Annotated in this window: 15 protein-coding genes; 13 read left to right on the plus strand and 2 right to left on the minus strand. The window is 68.3% G+C overall.

What is annotated here, in order from left to right; translation table 11 throughout:
• The first annotated feature begins 80 nt into the window (after positions 1–80).
• Complete coding sequence (locus OHA37_RS06830; protein WP_266903439.1) at positions 81–1,433, plus strand: ABC transporter ATP-binding protein; 1,353 nt, start codon at positions 81–83, stop codon at positions 1,431–1,433.
• A gap of 51 nt (positions 1,434–1,484) precedes the next feature.
• Here OHA37_RS06830 and OHA37_RS06835 read toward each other — a convergent pair whose 3' ends face one another.
• A complete protein-coding gene (locus OHA37_RS06835) occupies positions 1,485–2,804 on the minus strand; it encodes an ROK family protein (RefSeq protein ID WP_266903440.1) in 1,320 nt (439 codons plus the stop codon).
• Between the two features lie 185 nt (positions 2,805–2,989).
• Here OHA37_RS06835 and OHA37_RS06840 point away from each other — a divergent pair, with 185 nt between their 5' ends.
• From OHA37_RS06840 to OHA37_RS06855, 4 genes are read left to right on the plus strand one after another with little or no spacing between them, the layout of a single operon-like run.
• Entirely contained in the window at positions 2,990–4,306 is a 1,317-nt protein-coding gene (locus OHA37_RS06840; RefSeq protein ID WP_266903441.1) for an ABC transporter substrate-binding protein, read from the plus strand.
• Between the two features lie 13 nt (positions 4,307–4,319).
• Positions 4,320–5,315, plus strand: coding sequence for a carbohydrate ABC transporter permease (locus OHA37_RS06845; RefSeq protein WP_266903442.1), 996 nt, complete (start codon positions 4,320–4,322; stop codon positions 5,313–5,315).
• Between the two features lie 31 nt (positions 5,316–5,346).
• Positions 5,347–6,186: a carbohydrate ABC transporter permease gene (locus OHA37_RS06850; protein WP_266912565.1), complete on the plus strand. Its 840-nt coding sequence runs from the start codon at positions 5,347–5,349 to the stop codon at positions 6,184–6,186.
• A 34-nt stretch (positions 6,187–6,220) separates the two neighbouring features.
• Positions 6,221–7,576: a GH1 family beta-glucosidase gene (locus tag OHA37_RS06855; protein WP_266903443.1), complete on the plus strand. Its 1,356-nt coding sequence runs from the start codon at positions 6,221–6,223 to the stop codon at positions 7,574–7,576.
• A gap of 141 nt (positions 7,577–7,717) precedes the next feature.
• On the opposite strand, the gene OHA37_RS06860 is transcribed toward OHA37_RS06855, so the two are convergent.
• Positions 7,718–8,551 carry a hypothetical protein gene (locus tag OHA37_RS06860; RefSeq protein WP_266903444.1) on the minus strand — a complete coding sequence of 278 codons (834 nt, stop codon included), beginning with the start codon at positions 8,549–8,551 and terminating at the stop codon, positions 7,718–7,720.
• Positions 8,552–9,427: 876 nt separating this feature from the next.
• Between OHA37_RS06860 and OHA37_RS06865 the strand changes: the two genes are divergently transcribed.
• The 8 genes from OHA37_RS06865 to OHA37_RS06900 are packed head-to-tail and all read left to right on the plus strand — an operon-like array spanning position 9,428 to position 16,132.
• Positions 9,428–9,898: a hypothetical protein gene (locus OHA37_RS06865; protein WP_266903445.1), complete on the plus strand. Its 471-nt coding sequence runs from the start codon at positions 9,428–9,430 to the stop codon at positions 9,896–9,898.
• Between the two features lie 55 nt (positions 9,899–9,953).
• Entirely contained in the window at positions 9,954–10,976 is a 1,023-nt protein-coding gene (locus OHA37_RS06870; RefSeq protein ID WP_266903446.1) for an ATP-grasp domain-containing protein, read from the plus strand.
• Between the two features lie 23 nt (positions 10,977–10,999).
• On the plus strand, positions 11,000–11,719 hold the full coding sequence (locus OHA37_RS06875; protein ID WP_266903447.1) for a PIG-L deacetylase family protein: 720 nt from the start codon (positions 11,000–11,002) through the stop codon (positions 11,717–11,719).
• Positions 11,704–12,216 (plus strand): NUDIX domain-containing protein, encoded by a 513-nt coding sequence (locus tag OHA37_RS06880; RefSeq protein ID WP_266903448.1) that lies wholly within the window; start codon positions 11,704–11,706, stop codon positions 12,214–12,216. Before OHA37_RS06875 ends, OHA37_RS06880 begins: the two co-directional genes overlap by 16 nt.
• On the plus strand, positions 12,206–13,180 hold the full coding sequence (locus tag OHA37_RS06885; RefSeq protein ID WP_266903449.1) for a nucleoside hydrolase: 975 nt from the start codon (positions 12,206–12,208) through the stop codon (positions 13,178–13,180). Before OHA37_RS06880 ends, OHA37_RS06885 begins: the two co-directional genes overlap by 11 nt.
• Positions 13,177–14,010: a glycosyltransferase family 2 protein gene (locus OHA37_RS06890; protein ID WP_266903450.1), complete on the plus strand. Its 834-nt coding sequence runs from the start codon at positions 13,177–13,179 to the stop codon at positions 14,008–14,010. The genes OHA37_RS06885 and OHA37_RS06890 overlap by 4 nt, the downstream gene beginning before the upstream one ends.
• Entirely contained in the window at positions 14,007–14,828 is an 822-nt protein-coding gene (locus tag OHA37_RS06895) for an HAD family hydrolase (protein ID WP_328693193.1), read from the plus strand. Before OHA37_RS06890 ends, OHA37_RS06895 begins: the two co-directional genes overlap by 4 nt.
• Entirely contained in the window at positions 14,825–16,132 is a 1,308-nt protein-coding gene (locus tag OHA37_RS06900; RefSeq protein WP_266903452.1) for a sugar efflux transporter, read from the plus strand. Before OHA37_RS06895 ends, OHA37_RS06900 begins: the two co-directional genes overlap by 4 nt.

Here is a 16,132-nt window from a genome sequence, read left to right on the forward strand (position 1 = left end):
GGAGGCCTGGGCTAACTTCTGACCTCAACTCCCCCACCCCCCGCACTCACCCCACCATTCCGAGCTCCGGACGGACCGTCATGAGTCGTTCCATCGTGTTGCGCGATGTCAGCAAGAGGTACGGGCGCAACTCCCTCGCCGTCGAGCGCGTCTCCCTCACCGTAGAGCCGGGCGAGTTCCTGGTGCTGCTGGGGCCTTCGGGCTGCGGCAAGTCCACTGTCCTGCGGATGATCGCGGGCCTGGAGGACATCACCGAGGGCGCGCTGTTCCTCGACGGCGAGTACGCCAACCACATGCCGCCGAGCGAGCGGGACATCGCGATGGTGTTCCAGAGCTTCGCGCTGTATCCGAACATGACGGGGCGCGCCAACATCGGCTTCCCGCTGAAGCTGCGCGACCCCCGTGGTGATCACGAGCCGCAGGTGGAGGCGACGGCCCGGATGCTGGGCATCGAGGATCTCCTCGATCGCTTCCCCGGACAGCTCTCCGGCGGCGAGCGCCAGCGGGTCGCGATGGGCCGGGCCATCTCCCGCAAGCCGTCGGTGTTCCTGATGGACGAGCCGCTTTCGAGTCTGGACTCGAAGCTGCGCAGCCACCTGCGGGCCGAGATCGCCCGGCTGACTGCCGAACTGGGCGTCACCACCGTCTATGTGACGCATGATCAGTCCGAGGCCATGTCCCTCGGCCATCGCGTGGCCGTCATGCGCGGCGGCGTCCTGCAACAGGTCAGCTCACCGCGCGACACTTACGCCCTCCCCGCGAACGTGTTCGTCGCCGCGTTCATCGGCACGCCCCGCATCAGCCTCCTCCAGGCCGTCGTCCACGCCCCGCTGGGCGCCGGAATGTGGGTCGATCTGGGCCGGCACCGGCTCACCCTGCCCGAACCCCTGAGCACCGATCACCAGCTGCTCCGGATCCAGCAAGGGCGCCCGATCATCGTCGGCCTGCGGTCGGAGGCGGTGAGGATCGCCCCGCCGAGCCAGGCGCGGCCGGGTGAGGTGGCGATCACGGGCATCGTCGAGCACGTCGAATACCAGGGACACGAGGCGCTGGTCCACGTGGACACGGGCTCACGACCCGCGGTGGTCACGGATCTGGAGGCGCCCCGTCAGACGGTCGCGACCCGGCGCGCCCGCAAGCAGCGGCAGAGCGGCCTCGGCCGGTTCAGGGACCGGGCCGTGGAACGGCTGTCCGGGTCGGTGGCCGTCCTCGACCCGCCGCCGGAATCCATCCAGGGGCCGGACGCCGGTGCCGCACCGGAACGGTTGGGCGCGGTGCGCAGCGACCTCGTGGTGCGCACGGGACCCCATGTCCGAGTGCGGGTGGGGGCCCAGATCCCCCTGCTGGTCGATCTGGGGCAGCTGTACGTCTTCGACCACACGGGGCGTCGGGTGTCTCCGGCCGGGGACGGGTTCACACCACTGGAGAGGTAGTTCCCTCGCGCCCGTCGGCCCACCACGCAGGCTGCGGGGTGGGCCGGGGGGTCAGTGCGCCGCCCGCTCCTGCAGCGTGGTGCGCCAGGCCGGAAGCGGCTCCTCGCGTTCGGGTTGCGTGCGGTGGCCGCCGTGGGCGAAGAAGTCGGCGAGGGGCAGGATTCCCGCGCCGACCGTGACGGCGTCGGGGCCGAAGGTTCCGAGGTCGATGCGGACGTTGGCGGCCGGGTAGGACAGGGCGTAGGAGGTGGCGTAGGAGCGTACGGAGTCCAGGAAGCGGGTGCCGAGCTGCAGGCCGGCCCAGCCGCCGACGAGGATGCGTTCGGGCTGGAAGAGGTTGATCAGGTCGGAGAATCCCGCGCCGAGGTACTCGGCGGTCTCCTCCAGGACGGCCAGTGCCGTCGTGTCGGCCCCGGGGGTGGTGCCGTCGGTGTCCGGTGCCGGGTAGGCGGCGGCGAGCATCGCGGTCAGGGCGGTCTCCTCGTCCGTGTCGGCCGGCGGGCGCCCCCCGGCCTCGACCCAGCGTTCCAGGAGGGCCTCGGCCCCCGCGTACGCCTCCAGGCAGCCCTGGGCGCCGCAGCGGCAGCGGCGCCCGCGGACACGGACGGTCAGGTGGCCCCACTCGATGGCGCGGCCGGTTCGGGTGTCCTCGCTGACCACACAGGCGCCGACGCCCGAGCCGAAGAGCACGACGACGGCGTTGCGCGCTCCGCGGCCGGCGCCGAACCACATTTCGGCCTGGCCGAGGGTCTTGGCCCCGTTGTCGATGTAGTACGGGACGGTTTCGGGCAGCAGGTGCGAGTCGCGCAGCATCCGCTCCAGCGGGACGGCGTCCCAGCCGATGGTCTGGCCGTGGACGACGGCGCCGTCCGCGGTTCTGGCGACGATGCCGGGAACACCGATGCCGACGCCGAGGAGCCGCTCGGGGGCGATGCCGGCCCTGTGCAGGACCTCGGCGATGCCCTCGCGGAGGTGTCGCACGACGACGGCGACGTCGTAGCGGTCGATCCGGCGGGGCCCGGCAGCCTCCAGGGGGCGCTCGACGCGTGCGAGCTCGGTCAGGGTCAGGTCGAAGAGCTCGATGCGGATCCGGGTCTCACCGACGTCGACACCGATCATGTAGCCGCTGGCCGGGCTGACCCGGAGCAGGGTCCTGGGTCGCCCGCCGGCCGACTCCACGCTCCCGGCTTCCTCCACCAGGCCGTCGCTGACCAGCTCCGCGACCACGTTGCTGATGGATCCGGAGCTCAATCCCGTGGCGGGCCCCAGCGAGAAGCGGCTCAGAGGGCCGTCGAAATACAACCGTTGCAAAACAGCGGTTCGGTTCTCCCGCCGCAGGTCACGCACTGTTCGGCCGCTACGCACGCGCACTCTGTCCCCTGTCTTCGATACCCATAACTGCAAGATACCTGCGTGAACGCTCTTGACGAGTCCTTCGCTTGAGGTTTAACTCACATCCTAAATTAAGCCATGTGGTTTTGGGGGCGAACCGCGGAACGTCCGCCCCCCACCCCGCAGTCGGCATCCCCGTTCCTTCCTGAAAGGCCCATGGAGCCATGCGCAGAATCAGAGTCGCAGCGGTCGGCGCAGTCACCCTCTCCCTCGTCCTCGGAGCGGCCGCCTGTGGCGGCGGCTCCACCGACGGGAGCGGGTCCAACGAGCAGCCGAAGACGCTGACCTACTGGGCCTCCAACCAGGGATCGAGCCTGGAGGTGGACAAGCAGGTCCTCCAGCCGGAGCTCGACAAGTTCGAGAAGCAGACGGGCATCAAGGTCAAGCTCGAAGTCGTGCCGTGGGGCGACCTGCTCAACCGCATCCTGACCGCGACCACCTCCGGCCAGGGCCCCGACGTCCTGAACATCGGCAACACCTGGAGCGCCTCGCTGCAGGCCAGTGGCGCTCTGCTGCCGTGGGACGCCAAGAACTTCGAGAAGATCGGCGGCAGGGACAAGTTCGTCGAGTCGGCGCTCGGCTCCACCGGCGTCCAGGGCCAGGACCCGGCGGCCGTACCGCTGTACTCCATGGCCTACGCGCTCTACTACAACAAGAAGGCGTTCGCCGACGCGGGCGTCGCCAAGCCGCCGACCACCTGGGACGAGGTGATCGCCACCGGCAAGCAGCTGACCAAGGACGGCAAGGCCGGGCTCGGTGTCGAGGGCTCCAACCTGTCGAACAACATCCACCAGGTCTTCGTCCTGGGCAAGCAGCACGGCGCGGACTTCTTCACCGCGGACGGCAAGGCCGACTTCACCTCCGACGGCGCGGTCAAGGCCGTGAAGCAGTACGTCGACCTGATGGCGGACGCGCAGATCGTCGCCAAGGGCAACGCCGAGTACTCCCAGAACCAGTCACTGAGCGACTTCGCCAAGGGCAAGACCGCCATGGTGCTGTGGCAGACCGCGTCGGCGACCTTCGCGGCGCAGGGCATGAAGGAGGACGAGTGGGGCGTGGTCCCCGCGCCCGTGCAGTCCGGTGCGCCGGGGACGGGCACGTCCACCAACTCCATGGTCGCCGGCATCAACATGGCCGTCTTCAAGAACACCAAGAACATCGACGGCGCCACGAAGTTCGTGAACTTCATGACCGGTGACGAGGAGCAGAAGGTCCTCAACAAGGCCTACGGCTCCATCCCGCCGGTCAAGTCCGCGCAGACGGACCCCGCCTTCAACACCCCCGGTCTGGCCGTCCTGCGCGACACGCTCGCCAAGAGCGCCTCCGCCCTCCCGCAGGTCCCCGAGGAGTCGCAGTTCGAGACGGTGGTGGGCACCGCGGTCAAGGAGCTCTTCGCCGACGCGGCGGCCGGCCGTCCGGTGACGCTGGAGTCGGTGAAGGCCAAGCTCGAGAAGGCCCAGCAGCAGATGCCCAAGAAGTAGGCACGGACACCTCATGACGACCACCGCACCCCCTCGTACGGGCAAGCGGACGGTACGGAAGGACCACCCCGGAGCGGCGCCCCGCACGCGCCGCCCCGGGCGGCTCCGCCGCATCTCCCTGCCGTACCTGCTCCTGCTCCCCGCACTCGTCCTCGAGCTCCTGGTCCACCTGATCCCGATGGTCATCGGCATCGTCGTCAGCTTCAAGGAGCTCACCCAGTTCTACCTCCGCGACTGGAGCAACGCGCCCTGGTCCGGCCTGGACAACTACTCCCTGACCGTCGACTTCGACGCACCGGTCGGCGAGGCACTGCTCAGCTCCTTCTTCACCACGTGCCTGTTCACCTTCTTCTCCGTGGGTCTGTGCTGGCTGATCGGCACGGCGGCCGCGATCTTCATGCAGGAGACGTTCAGGGGCCGGGGCATCCTGCGCACCATCTTCCTGGTGCCGTACGCGCTGCCCGTCTACGCCGCCGTCATCACCTGGGCCTTCATGTTCCAGCGCGACAACGGCCTGGTGAACCACGTCATCCACGACCAGCTCGGGCTCACCGACAGCCCGCCCTTCTGGCTCATCGGCGACAACGCCTTCATCACCCTGCTGGTCGTCTCCGTCTGGAAGGGCTGGCCCTTCGCCTTCCTCATCATGATGGCCGGCCTGCAGAACATCCCCCGCGAGATCTACGAGGCCGCGGCCCTGGACGGGGCGGGCGTCTGGCAGCAGATCCGCCGCATCACGCTCCCGTCGCTGCGCCCGGTCAACCAGGTCCTGATCCTGGTGCTGTTCCTGTGGACGTTCAACGACTTCAACACGCCGTTCGTCCTGTTCGGCAAATCGGCGCCGGCCTCGGCCGACCTCATCTCCATCCACATCTACCAGTCCTCGTTCCAGACCTGGAACTTCGGCACCGGCTCCGCGATGTCCGTCCTGCTGCTGCTGTTCCTGCTCGTGGTGACCGGCCTCTACCTCCTGTTCACCTCCCGAGGAAGGAGCGCCACCGATGCCTAAGCACAGTCAGGTGGTGCAGTCCCGGTCGCCCATGGCGCCCCCCAAGTCGTTCCTCGTGAGCCGGCTGGTGTTCCTGACGCTCCTGACCGGGTTCGTCCTGCTGCCGGTGTACGTCATGATCTCCAGCTCGCTGAAGCCGCTGCAGGACGTGTCGGGGAAGTTCCAGTGGATCCCCTCGGGCCTGACCATCCAGCCGTACTTCGACATCTGGAAGACCGTCCCCCTCGGCGACTACTTCATGAACTCGCTGATCGTGGCCGGTGCGGCGACCGTCTTCTCCGTCGTCATCGCGATCTTCGCGGCCTACGCCGTCAGCCGCTACTCCTTCCGCGGCAAGCGCCTCTTCACCGTCACGGTGCTGTCGACGCAGATGTTCCCCGGCATCCTCTTCCTGCTGCCGCTGTTCCTCATCTACGTCAACATCGGCAACGCCACCGGGATCGCGCTCTTCGGCTCGCGCGCCGGGCTGATCCTCACCTACCTGACGTTCTCGCTGCCGTTCTCGATCTGGATGCTGATCGGATACTTCGACTCGGTCCCCCGGGACCTCGACGAGGCCGCGAAGGTCGACGGCTGCGGTCCGCTCGGCGCCCTCTTCCGCGTCATCGTGCCCGCCGCGATCCCCGGCATCGTCGCCGTCGCCGTCTACGCCTTCATGACGGCCTGGGGCGAAGTGCTGTTCGCCTCGGTCATGACCAACGACGCCACCCGCACCCTCGCGGTGGGCCTGCAGGGCTACTCGACCCAGAACGACGTGTACTGGAACCAGGTCATGGCCGCCTCGCTCGTCGTGAGCCTGCCCGTCGTCGGCGGCTTCCTCCTCCTCCAGCGCTACCTCGTCACCGGGCTGACCGCCGGCGCCGTCAAGTAGCCCCCTCCTCCCATTGATCTTCGAAAGGTTCGCTGTGTCGGATTCCATTGACCTCGGCGCCTTCCCTCAGGACTTCGCCTGGGGCACGGCCACTTCCGCGTACCAGATAGAGGGAGCCGTCAAGGAGGACGGCCGCGGCCCCTCCATCTGGGACACGTTCTCCCACACCCCCGGCAAGGTCGACAACGGCGACACCGGTGACGAGGCCTGCGACCACTACCACCGGTGGCCCGAGGACATCTCCCTCATGAAGCGGTTGGGCACCAACGCCTACCGCATGTCGATCGCCTGGCCGCGCATCGTCCCGGACGGCTCCGGGCCGGTCAACGCCCGGGGCCTCGACTTCTACGACAAGGTGATCGACGGGCTCCTGGAAGCCGGCATCACCCCCTCGGTGACGCTCTACCACTGGGACCTCCCCCAGGCCCTGCAGGACCGCGGCGGCTGGACCGTCCGCGAGACCGCCGAACACCTCGCCACCTACACCACCGCCGTCGCGGAGCGCCTGGGCGACCGCGTCACCCAGTGGGCCACCCTCAACGAACCCCTCTGCTCCGGCTGGATCGGCCACCTCGAAGGCCGCATGGCCCCCGGCCTGACCGACCTCACCGCCGCCGTCCGCGCCTCCTACCACCTCCTGCTGGGCCACGGCCTGGCCACCCAGGCCCTCCGTGCCGCAGCACCCGGCGCGCAGATCGGCATCGTCACCAACCACTCCACGGTGGTCCCCGCCACGGACCACCCCGAGGATGTCGCCGCCGCCGTCCGCATGGACGGACACACCAACCGCTGGTGGCTCGACCCCGTATACGGACGCGGCTTCCCCACCGACATGCGCGAGCTGTACGGGGTGGAGCTGCCCGAGCGCCCCGGCGACCTGGACACCATCGCCGCGCCCCTCGACTGGCACGGACTCAACTACTACTTCCCCGCCACCGTCGCCAACGACGCCACGGGCCCGGTCCCCTTCGCCCGCGAGGTCCGCCTCCCGGACGTACCGCGCACCGGCCTGGACTGGCAGATCGACGCCGACGGCATCGAGTCCCTGCTGCTGCGCCTCACCCACGACTACGGCGTGCAGAAGCTCTACGTCACCGAGAACGGCTCCGCGTTCCCCGACACCGTCGGCCCCGACGGGGCGGTCGACGACCCCGAGCGCACCGCCTACCTCGAAGGACACCTGGCCGCCTGTGCCCGCGCCGTCCGCCAGGGCGCTCCACTGGCCGGCTACTACGCCTGGTCCCTGCTGGACAACTTCGAGTGGGCCTACGGCTACGACAAGCGCTTCGGCCTCGTCCACGTCGACTACGCGACCCAGCAGCGCACCGTGAAGACCAGCGGCCGCCGCTACGCGGACATCGTCCGCAGCCACGGCCGGCTCCACGCGTAGTCCGGCGGCCGGACCGGTCCCGACCGGCTTCGCTCCCCGGGGCACGGTCGGCCGTCCTCACCCACGCAGAACGCCCGGCTGGGACACCCAGCCGGGCGTCTGGCTGTTCCGGGGCGCCGCGGGCCGGCCCCGTGGATCCGTTCAGGGGCGCCACTTCGGGTCGTTGCGCGCCGACTCGTGGCGGCTGTAGTCCGGGTGCTCGAAGCGGTGGTACTCGAAGATCTGGTCAGCCCATACCGGGTCGAAGGGGAGGTGGGCGCGGAGGGCGTTCACCTTTCCGACGGTTCCCTGCTTCGCCGCACGGTTGAAATCGGCGATCGCGGCGAGTTCTCCGGTCTCCTCGACGATGGACAGGATGTCGTCGAAGTAGCTCGTGACGCGTGGCAACAGGTGATCGTCGTCCGCGTCGCGGAACAGTGCCAGGGCCGACGTGGTCGAGGAGTAGTAGTCCAGGTCGAAGGAGACGAACCCCAACGGGTTCTTCGCCAGGTGGTCCGCGTGGGTGCGCAGGAACTCGGGTACGGTCTCGGACACGTCACCGAGCACGAGCCCGGCCGAACCGGCGAGCCCGGAGAGCGGCTCGCCTCGCCGCGGCGGGTACTGCCCCCGGGCCCACATGTAGGGCACGTCCCGGTGGTCGGCGGGTTCGGGCAGTCCCTCACCGGAGTCGAACCCGAAGACGTGGACGTCGATCCCGCTGCTTCGTGAGTACCTGCGCGCATGCCGGCTCAAGGCCTCCAGGCCTCCGCCGCCCCCCACTCCGAACTCCACGACGGTGATTCCGCCGCGCCCCAGCGAGCGAGCCAGTTCCACGGCCTTGCGCACACCGTAGGCGTACATGGGGCGGTCCACGAGGCCGAAGGAGTAGCGAAACGCTTCCGAGAACACCGGCATGCGCTCCGCAAAGCGAATCATCGACTGCAGCCGATATCCCGGCATGGACCAGTCCCGCAGGGCGTGGCTGAGATCGGGCATTATCACTCCATTTTCACAGTCGCCGAATCCGAGGTGGACGTCACAGGGTCGGAGCGAATCACAAAGCCCGACACACCAGAAATGCGCCTTTTCACATGGCGCCGCTGCAAACGTAGATCATCGCGGCTGGAAACCTACAGTGAATTTCGAGCCGCCCACCCGGGGGCGTTATATCCGGATCTGAAGCCCCATGGATGACGGAGCGCCGACGACTGGACCGCCACAGACGACACCCGGGCGACGCCCCGCGGAACAGTCTTCGCAGCTCAGGAAGGTGCGAGGCGGAGGACTCTTCCCTCACGAATTAATTGAAGCCATGCAGGACAGGAGGTGGCCGATTCCCACCCCACCGACAGGGCCACAACCTCCCTACAGGCGGCCTGCTCAAACCGCCTCAGCACCATAGGCACCTCAACCCCAGGGGCAACATTCAGCCAATCACCTTGAGGTATGGCTTTTATTAATACATGAAGGAAGAGAGTTCGCCTCCCTGCGCCCTGAGCTGCGAGGAGCCGCCCGCACCGCGCCGGGCGCACCGCGCGAGCCGGCCCGCACCACCGTTCGCAGCGGCCGCCAATTCATACCTGAACCATGACATCCCCCCACCAATCGATGAGGCGAGAAACATGCTGCCTCTTCCGGCCATCGCGATCTACGTTTGTAGTCGTGAATACCTCGTGGCAGCTCCGTTCGGGATCTCGCGAAGACGAGCAAATACCTCGAACGACAACACCGCGGGGTGCACCAAACCGTGAAGGAGGAAGAATGTCTCTGCCGCCGACCACGCGAGATCCCTGGGCAGACGTGGTGAGCGTCCGGGGTTTTCAGTGCGACGAACTGATATCCGCCCTGCAGAAATACATCCGCAGGGGAAACTTGGAGGAAGCCCTCCTCGTCGCCCGGGAGATGTACGAGACGAGCCCTGAGCTCGAAGCACACTTGTGGACCCGACTCCTGGTGATCTCCATTTCTGACTGCAACGACGGAACGTTCACACAGACCCTCGTCGTCGAGTCACTGAACCGCGTGGGCACACGCATGCAACGGGGCACCGGCGAGCGCTGGGGCTTCCTCGTCCAAGCCGTCCGCTACCTGGTGGCGCTCCCCAAGGACGAGACCACGGACGAGATCTGCATGTGGTCGCGGCACACGATGAACAAGGGCCTGCGCGGCCCGGTCATCCCGGACTACGCACTCGACATCCATACCGAGGCGGGCCGCAAGATGGGCCGCGGGATGGCCCATTTCCTCGGAGACGGCACCGTCGTCGCCCATCCCTACTCGGGTGCCGACCCGACCTTCGGCGAGCGGGTCCGGGAGATCGTGGCCCGCGGGGAGTGGGGCTAGACGTGGGCTCGACGGCACTCCCCTCTCCCTCGAGCGCGAGGAAGCGATGGACCGCATGCGCATAGTCGTCACCGGAACCGGTGGTGCCTCCGGCTATGCGGTGGCGTTGCAAGCCGAGCAGCTCGGGTACGACGTCCTGTGGGCCGACGCGGATCCCCTCTGCCCCGCCCTCCTGGCCAACTCCCACCGAGCGAGCCTGCTCCCTCCCGCCTCGGAAGGCCGCACCTACCTCGAAGCCCTCGCGAAGGTGGCGACGGAGTTCGGAGCCCGCCACGTCAGCTTCAACACGGACGCCGAGGTCCGCTACGCCGCCGGCGAAGTGGACGCCTTGAACGAGCTGGGCCTGGCCCAGTGGATGCCTTCGGCCGAAACGGTCCGGGTCTGCTCGGACAAGGCGGAGTTCGCGAGCCGGCTGAGCCGGGACGCCCGATTCCGTACACCGGTCTCCTTCCCGGCCGACGGCCTGCGGGCCGGCCCGCTTCCGGCCGCCGGCGTGTTCGTCAAGAAACGCGCGGGCAGCGGCGGGGCGGACTCCATGGTCTGCTCCAGTCGGCCGGAACTCGATGCCTGGCTCGCCCGGAACCCCGGCGGACTGGTCCAGGAAGTGCTGACGGGGCAGGAGTTCTCCGCCGACTGCCTGTACACGGGCTCGGGGCTGCCGCTCGTCGTCGCCCGACGGAGGCTGAGAACCCGCTCCGGCATGTCCACCGTCACCGAGACCTTCCACGACCCGGAACTCGAACAGCTCATTGCCGAACTGCTGCAGGAGCTGCACGTCGTAGGACCCTCCTGCGTTCAGGGATTCCTTCAGCCCGACGGCATCGTCTTCACGGAGATCAACGTTCGGTTCGGAGGCGGGTGCGCGGCCGCCTTCTGGGGCACGACGCACCTCGTGGAGCAGTACCTGGTGCTCCTGACCACAGGAGACAGGTCGCTGCCCGAGGGTCTGCACGAAGCACGCGCGTTCCGCACGACCAGGCTCGTGCGCGTTCCCGGCTACCAAACCCTCAGAGCCGGGCAGGAGCCCGCGGCGGAGGAGCGCACCGCATCCATGGAGACGCGAACGGGGGAGAAATGAGAACGAAGCGGGGGAGCGTGCTCGTGATCGCACCGCATCCCGATGACGAGACGTTCGGCTGTGGAGGCACCATCGCCACGCTCGCGGCCTCCGGCATGCAGGTCTTCGTACAGCTCATCGTCCAGCACGGGATCAACACGGGCGGCCCGGCGACGGCCCGGGTCGCCGCCGACAGGGGCACGGAGTTCGCGCAGGCCTGCAACAAGCTGGGCGTCAGCGACTTTCACGTGATGATCGAAGACGGGGATCACCACGACACACTGCACACGCAATCGGCGCGGCTCATCGCCTCCATGGAGTCCGGCTCGCCGATCTCCATCGACCGCGTAAGGCCCCAACTGGTGCTGCTGCCGACCCGCGGAGCCTTCCACCAGGACCACCAGGTGGTCCACCAAGCCGCATTCGCGGCATGCCGCAACCGAGGGGCCGGGCACCACACACCGTCCGTGATCCTCGGCTACCAGTGTCCCGAGGACTCCTGGAGCTCTCAACTCGAGCAGGCCACGGCCGTCCTCGACATCACCGAACACTACGGACAGAAGCAGGCCGCGATCGCGTGCTACCAGCACCAGACCAAGCCAGACCCGCACCCGCGGTCCACGAGCGGCATCGAGACGGCCGACGCCCTCCAAGGGGCGGCCATCGGAGTCCCGTACGCGGAATCGTTCGTGACCTACCGGACGGATCTGAAGTTCATCGCCGAGGCGACACGAGCCCAGGAGCCGACGTGCGGGAGCACCTAGAGGACTGGGAGTGGGCCCAGACCATCGTCAGGTTCACCGACCAACGGCCACCGGACGAAGTGGTCCAGAGCGTTCGGGCCATCCCCCTTGCCGAGCACGGCGTCGTGGTCTGTCGGCTCGCCGACGGCACGGCCTTCCTCCCCGGTGGAACCAGGGAAGAAGGCGAGTCGGTCGACGCGTGCATGAGCCGCGAGCTACTCGAAGAAGCGGGATTCCTCATGAAGGGGCGACCCCACTGGTTCGCCGCACACAGCGGCGTCTCCTACCACCGCGTCCCCTACAGGCCCCACGCCCCCTTCCCTTTGAAGGCCTGGCTGTGGGGAGTGGTCGAAGGGAAGCTCACCGGTCCCCCCACGAACCCCGTCGGAGCCGAACAGGTCACCTCCGTCAGCGTGCTACGACCGCAGGACGCCGTAGCCCTCCTCGAAAACGAAGGCCGGGGCTATGCGCAAGCGCTCCGGCACTGGATGAGCTCGGGAGCCCCCGTTGAGTTCTGAGCAGGACACCGAACGCGATCTGATCGTCGACACCGACACGCTGGGAATCAACGACGACGCCCTCGCGCTCCACTACCTCTTCGCCCTGCCACGCGTCCCTCGCCTGATCACCACGGTGTTCGGAAACACCACCGCCGCCATCTCCACGGGACACGCGCGCACGCTGACCCGCGATCACCTGCTCGACGTCGACGTCGACGTCGACGTCGTCCGCGGATGCGAAAAGCCCCTGTGGTGGCACACCCCCGTCCGGGAGGAGGTGCGCGGGATCGTGTCGGCTCTGCCCGCGCACACCTACCTGGCGTCGCTCCGTCCGGACAACGACGGCTTCTGGGACGCCGACGTCGCGGACGGATCGGCTCCCGACGTGCTCGCCGCGGCCCTGACCCGGTCCGAGGGCTCCGACGTGCTCGGCATCGGCCCCCTCACGAACATCGCCCGGGCCCTGCGCGCACTGGGGTCCTCGGGAGTGGCGCGGCACCGTCTGTGGATCGCCGGTGGATCCATCAGGAGCGGAAACGTCACGGAGCGCGCCGAGTTCAATGCGTTCGCCGACCCCGAAGCCCTGCAGGAGTGTCTGTCGGCGGGGTGGGAGGCCGTGGTGATGGTGCCGCTCGAAGTTCTGCAGGCCCCGCGGCTGAGACCGGTGGTGGTCGAACGGATCAGGCGTACCGGCACTCCGCTGGGAGCCGCTCTGGACAAGCTGGAGCGCGAGTCACCGCGCGGTGAGAGCACGGACCGCGAACCCATCTGGGACGTTGTGGCGGCCTTGATCATGGCGGACGGCGCCATGCCGTACGAGGCCGAGGCGGGAACGATCTGCGTTGACACGGATCCGGTGAACCGCGGGGCCATTCGATTCGAGCCGGGGCCAGGGACGCACCGCCGGGTGACGGACATCGATCCCGACACCCTGGTCAGCCGGTTCGAAGCAGCGGTGAGCCGGCCGAGGAGGTCTCCTTGAGCACCGGCGCAGACCTGACGGTCATCATCCCCGTTCGCGACGATCCCCTGGTCTATCGGTGCTTGGCCTCCATCGACGTTCCCTGCCCCGTCATCATCTCCACCAACGGTTCCCCGGACTGGTTCCTCGACGGGTTGAGGACCTATGCGAAAGCCGCATCGCACGTGACCGTCCTGAGCACCCCGGAGAGCGGCATCGGACTGGCTTACAACCGGGCGATCACGGAGGCGGTCACGCCCCTGGTCCTGCTCATGGACTCCGACTGCGTGTTCGAGCCCGGAGCCATCGCCTCGATGCGGGCCGAAGCGTCCCACGGTCTGGTCAAGGGGCGTGTCCGGTTCGAGTCCGAAGGCCGCGGCAGCCGACTGGTGGCCTCGGCGCGACGGCTGACGGAAGACCCTCTGGTCACGAAGAAGGTCAACGCCTACAGCCCGCCGCTGCTCTACCGCACGGACATCGTGCGGAAGATGGGCGGCTACCACTTCAGCACCGCCATGAAATGGCGCGAGGACCGAGATTTCGAGTTGCGCCGGCGAAGGTCGAACATACCCGTCCGGCTCGTCCCCGAAGCGGTCATCTGGCATAAACCCCTCAGCGTGCGGGACGACTTGAGAAGCGTCCGGGCCTACGGGGCGGGCCAGGCCCACGGCGAGTTCCTGAAGGTGCTGCCCATCATGTCGCTGCGCCACGAGCTGAGGAAGGCGCGCAGGGTGGCGTGGCGAGGCGTACGGAGCGGCGATCCCGGCGCGGGGTTCTACGCGGCCTTCAGGAACCTCGTGGTGTTGGTGAGCCGCGGAACCGCGATACGGCGTCAACGGGGGACGAATTGATCAGGGCCGTCTTCTGTGATCTCGACGGGACTCTCGTGCGTCCGGACGGTCTCGTCCTCGACGAGGACATCGACCTGCTGCGACAGGTCTCGGCGGGCGGGGCCCGTCTCGTTTTCGTGACGGGGCGCCCCTCGCGCTGTCTTTCCGACCTGCCGGCAGCCCTCAAGGAACTCTCCCTTCGGATCGTCACCTCGAACGGGGCGTCGGAAGTCGTGGACGGTCGGACGCTGATCCTCGCTCCGCTCGACGGGCAACGGGTGCGGGACTTCTGCGAGGCGCTGCGCCGGGTCGATCCGCACGTCAGCTTCGCGACGGAGTTCGAGTCCGCGTTCGGCTATGAGCCGGGATACGCCTGGTGGCCGGCCACCGATACGGGCGCGGACGGGTTCTGTGCGGACATCACGGAGCTCACCAGCAGTGTTCTGCCCATCACGAAGCTGCTCTGCCGCAGCGGGGACCTGAATGCCGGGGACTTGACCCGCAAGGCCCAGGCCCTGGGGTTCGAGGTCACCATCACCTACTCCTGCACACCGCAGGAGGGCGGACCGGTCGAGGTGCTGTCGCCCCTCGCCTCCAAAGGACACGCGGTGCGCAGGATTCTTGAGGAGGCGGGCGTGACACCGGCCGAGGCGGTCGCCTTCGGCGACCGGGCCAACGACATTCCGATGCTCGAATGCGTCGGTGAGGCGGTCGTGATCGGAGCCCCCGTCGAGCCTCGCCTCGCGGCCTTCCCGTGCGCGGATTCGGTCGGGACATGGCTGGCGGCCCACGACGACCGCTGGCGTACGCACCACCTGGACACCGGGGGAACAACGTGAAGCCCGCTCGTTCCACCACCGGCGAAACCGGGAAGGACGCCCCCGGCGGACGCCGGTCCAGCGGGACGACGGCGTCCCTGGGAATCGCCGCAGGATGCTACGCCCTCGCCATGTCGGTGTTCGGCACCACGCTCAGCCTGTTCCTCGCGGATGCCGTGGGTGCGGGGCCGGGGCTCATCGGCTTGTACTTCATGGGCTGCGCCGTCGCGGGCATCGGCATCAATCTGGCCATGGGTTGGCTCTCCGACCGGCTGCCCGACAGAAGGATCGCCCTCTCCTCGACCGCGCTGGCAGGGGTGGCCGGTGCGCTGGTCTTCGCCGGCGCCCGTGACTACGCCGTGGTGTTCGCCGCCGGAGCCGTCCTCCTCGGTCTCAACGAGGCCTACATCTCGCAGATGTTCGCGTACGTGAAGGAGTTCGCCGATCACACCGGCAGAGAGGTGACCCCGTTCAGCTCCTCGGTGCGGTCCGTCTTCTCCGCCGGATGGGTGATCGGTCCGCCGGTCGGCCTCTTCCTGTTGGTCCACGCCGGGTTCGGGCGCATGTACGCGGGCGCCGCGGGCCTGCTCCTCCTGACCGCGATCCTCGGGCGCTGGTTCCTTCCCGCCCTGCCCCCACCTCCCCGGCCGGAGCCCAGGGACAAGGCGGAGGGGCGTGGTTCGGCCCTCCGCCGCCTCGCCGCCACCGTGCCGTCCCGCTCCTGGCTCCTGCTCGGCGCGGTGACGGCGGTCAACGTCGCCAACGGGATGTACATCATCTCCATCGCCCTGTACGTGACCAAGGACCTGCACTTGTCGCCCTCCTTGGTCGGGTTGATGGCCGGAGTCTGCGCGGCGCTGGAGATCCCCCTGATGATCACGATCGGTCGGCTGGCCGATCGCATCGGGAAGATGCGGGTCGTGGCCGCCGCCGTGGTCCTCGCCGTCGTCTTCTTCAGCCTGCTGCCGATGGCGGGCTCGGCGCCCGTGCTGATCGCCCTTCAGCTGCCGAACGCCTTGTGGATCGCGGTGATCACGAGCATCCCGATGGTGGTGGTGCAGCAAGAGGTCCCCGGCGGGACGGGCACCGTGTCCGCGCTCTACTCCTCCACCTTTCCGATCGCCCAGTTGTTGGCCGGCGCCATCACCGGAGTGGTCGCGGCGCAGGCCGGCTACCGCAGCGTCTTCTGGATCTGCGCCGGTCTGTGCGCACTCGCCGCCGTACTCCTGCTCGTGCGGAGGGCTTCGCGCGGCGCCGGGGGCGACCAGCGTTCCGGCTCGCCCGGGACGGCGGCTCAGCACTCAACGAACACGGGAGAGATCTGA

Source organism: Streptomyces sp. NBC_00335, from assembly GCF_036127095.1.
Lineage (GTDB): Bacteria > Actinomycetota > Actinomycetes > Streptomycetales > Streptomycetaceae > Streptomyces.

What these genes read in the sequence shown, in the direction of transcription:
- OHA37_RS06830 (WP_266903439.1), top strand. Translation starts at nt 81, where the DNA reads ATGAGTCGTTCCATCGTGTTGCGCGATGTCAGCAAGAGGTACGGGCGC.
- OHA37_RS06840 (WP_266903441.1), top strand. Translation starts at nt 2,990, where the DNA reads ATGCGCAGAATCAGAGTCGCAGCGGTCGGCGCAGTCACCCTCTCCCTC.
- OHA37_RS06845 (WP_266903442.1), top strand. Translation starts at nt 4,320, where the DNA reads ATGACGACCACCGCACCCCCTCGTACGGGCAAGCGGACGGTACGGAAG.
- OHA37_RS06850 (WP_266912565.1), top strand. Translation starts at nt 5,347, where the DNA reads ATGGCGCCCCCCAAGTCGTTCCTCGTGAGCCGGCTGGTGTTCCTGACG.
- OHA37_RS06860 (WP_266903444.1), bottom strand. Translation starts at nt 8,551, where the DNA reads ATGCCCGATCTCAGCCACGCCCTGCGGGACTGGTCCATGCCGGGATAT.
- OHA37_RS06870 (WP_266903446.1), top strand. Translation starts at nt 9,954, where the DNA reads ATGCGCATAGTCGTCACCGGAACCGGTGGTGCCTCCGGCTATGCGGTG.